The sequence below is a fragment of the Allobosea sp. 05T422_2 genome, from assembly GCF_056396265.1.
On the sequence record NZ_JBFTLD010000460.1, the window covers coordinates 1 to 2,534 of the forward strand.

General features: G+C 62.2%; 4 protein-coding genes. 3 read left to right on the forward strand and 1 reads right to left on the reverse strand.

Translation table 11 applies throughout. The features are described 5' to 3' along the window. The first annotated feature begins 115 nt into the window (after positions 1-115). The 3 genes from AC1DJT_RS36065 (at position 116) to AC1DJT_RS36075 (ending at position 1,400) form a co-directional block, all read left to right on the forward strand. Positions 116-298 (forward strand): hypothetical protein, encoded by a 183-nt coding sequence (locus AC1DJT_RS36065; RefSeq protein WP_476768897.1) that lies wholly within the window; start codon positions 116-118, stop codon positions 296-298. Between the two features lie 38 nt (positions 299-336). Further along, on the forward strand, positions 337-813 hold the full coding sequence (locus AC1DJT_RS36070) for a hypothetical protein (RefSeq protein ID WP_476768896.1): 477 nt from the start codon (positions 337-339) through the stop codon (positions 811-813). Between the two features lie 425 nt (positions 814-1,238). Continuing rightward, positions 1,239-1,400 carry a hypothetical protein gene (locus AC1DJT_RS36075; protein ID WP_476768895.1) on the forward strand — a complete coding sequence of 54 codons (162 nt, stop codon included), beginning with the start codon at positions 1,239-1,241 and terminating at the stop codon, positions 1,398-1,400. Positions 1,401-1,933: 533 nt separating this feature from the next. On the opposite strand, the gene AC1DJT_RS36080 is transcribed toward AC1DJT_RS36075, so the two are convergent. Continuing rightward, positions 1,934-2,323: a hypothetical protein gene (locus AC1DJT_RS36080; protein WP_476835992.1), complete on the reverse strand. Its 390-nt coding sequence runs from the start codon at positions 2,321-2,323 to the stop codon at positions 1,934-1,936. Positions 2,324-2,534: the final 211 nt, after the last annotated feature.

A 2,534-nucleotide genomic window follows, 5' to 3' on the forward strand; every position in this document is an offset into this window, starting at 1 on the left:
GGCCGCTCCGATGATGAAAGCGGGAGCAGCCAGCCCAAAAAATGAAAAGCTCGGCTAAGCGCGCCAACGCCTAGCCGAGCCGAATTTGAAAACCTCCCCCAAAGGAAATTTTCAGATGGAAAGCTACACCTCGCGGCCCTTGCGCCGCAAGAGCGCTACCGGCATGAGCGCACCTGCGTCCCGGCAAGATCGCACCGACGCCGATGATGTCGCCAGGGCGCAGGGCATCAGCATCGGCATCCTGGCCCTCGAGCTGGGGCGCCTGTCGCTCTCGTCTGAGGGAGGCGACACCGCATGAGCCGCCGGTCCCGGCCTTCGATCCAGGAACCATTCGTCATGCTCGCTCAGAGCCTTTTGGCTTCGCCAGCATGGCGGGAGGTTTCATCCGACGCTCGCCTCGTCCTCGATCGGCTGATGCTCGAGCATATGGCTCACGGCGGGCACACTGCCGACAAGCTGAAGTGCACCTACGCGAATTTTTGCGAGCATGGCATCCGTGGCCGCTCGATCGCGCCCGCCATCCGCGAATGCGAAGCGGTGGGGCTGCTGATCACCACAGAGAAGGGCCGCCATTCGATCTCGACATTGCGCCGGCCTTCGACCTATCGGCTCACCTTCCTCAAGGGGCGTTGGTCAGATGGACGGCAGATGGACCCGACCGATGAGTGGCGCACGGTCAAAACCTGCGAGGAGGCCCGTCGTTTAATAGCGGCGGGTAGAGACCAAAAATCGGCCGCCCATGTTCGTAGGGCACTTGCCGCAGTAAGAGGGCCACCGCCACCGCGACCGGGAGGGCCGACCACTACGGCGTGAGGCCAAAAATCAGGCCAAGCGGCTCTTGCGAGGAGGCACCCAAGGGCCGCCCGCTGCTGGAAGCCGGGCCAGGGACAGGACAGGGCAGTTTCAGGGTGGCTCTGGTGTTCTCTTAATACGCCCCTTAGACCGAAATATATACAGTAGGGGCACKGGCGCCCCTAGCGCAGTAGGGGCACGGGCGCCCCTAGCGAATGACCTCGGTTAGGGGCAGATCCGCCCCTTATGTAGGGGCAAATACGCCGCTGGCTTTTACAGTTCAAATGGCGATGGAGACGGCCTGCCGGCCTTGTTGCCCACGAACTGACGTGATGCAGGGCAACAGCGCGAGGGCGTCCGTCCCCGTGTACGGCTACGGAAATGGCTGCGCAGGGCGTTCTGGAAGCCGACCTCCCTTAATCGCCATCAAAGGCGGGGAAAGCTGCATGACCGCCCGCACGGCCTCCAACCTCCTCGCCGTGCACGGCACACTCTGCCTCGGCGGCTGGGCATATGGAGGCCCGACAGTTCTCCTCCCCATCGGCCTCCTGGTCATTGCGGTCACCGTCGCGATGTTCCGCATCTGCAAACTGGATGAAGGTGAGTAATGGTGAACCGTCGAGACATCCAGGACACCCGAGCCTCCCGTCCAACTGGCGGCCCTTGATGCCGCGGGTAAGGCGCTGCAGGGGATGCAGGCCGGCGTCGATCGGCAGGTGGATGACCTCCGGCAGGAGCGCGACGGATGGCGCTCGCAGGCTGAGACGGCGACGAGGCTTCTCACGGATCAGCGGCCCGCAAGGTCCTGGTGGAAGCGGTTGGCGGGATAGGACGGGCCCCTGCACGGATCAACTTAGTGTCCCTGACGACACCAAGTTCTCCTCGGCATCGCGGACGAGGCGAGCCTCGTGGATGGCATGAGCGGTGAGGCCGATGTCCTTGTGGCGACCAGCCCCCACGCTTCGGCCATGCTAATCTCGGCTGTTGAGAGGGAGGATACGATGCAGATCGACCCGAAAGTGCTTGATTGAGGGCCTGAAAGAGGGCCTGCAGGACGACATCTATGATTTGGCCTATGCGCTGATGAAGGCGATCGACCCTGATAAGGAGGGCGAGCAGCTTCCTGTCGAKACTGAGGCKGCTATTGAGGGGGTACTCGCCCGGTTTTTTGGGCTTCTAAGTATCTCATGACGCTTTCGACCCATTGCGGGCTGGCCTCCTGGCGCACGTTGCTCATCATGAAGGACTTGCGGTCGCCGCCACCGTTCCCGATCGGGATGCCTGCCTCGCGGCGGGCGTTGTAAAAGTCTGACCACATCAGATCCTGAGGCCCGGCTACTCTCACCGATTGAGATGAGGAGATGGTGCAAGGACGAACAAGCCTGAGATGTCTGCCGGGATCGGCGAGCGGTCTGCGGATTATGACCCGAGCATCGAGGCCCTGATGGAGCATGTCTATGAGTTTGCCGGGGAGGCTGACGCCGAGCACGTCGCCCTGGGCAATTGGGTTCAGCCTGAGATAGAGCCTCAATTCACTGTGATCCGAACCGCCTTGCGCGCAATTCTCGATATCGCATCACGCGGTCGATAAGGTGCGGATTCCGATTGAAGCGGGCGGGGTATTCCGAAGCGAAGCCGGCAGGGCATTCCGATTTGAAGCCGGCATGTGATTCCGAGATGAAGCCGGCACCCTGAAGGGGGTGTTGGAGGCCTGGGTCAGCCACTCTGGCAGACGTTTTCCG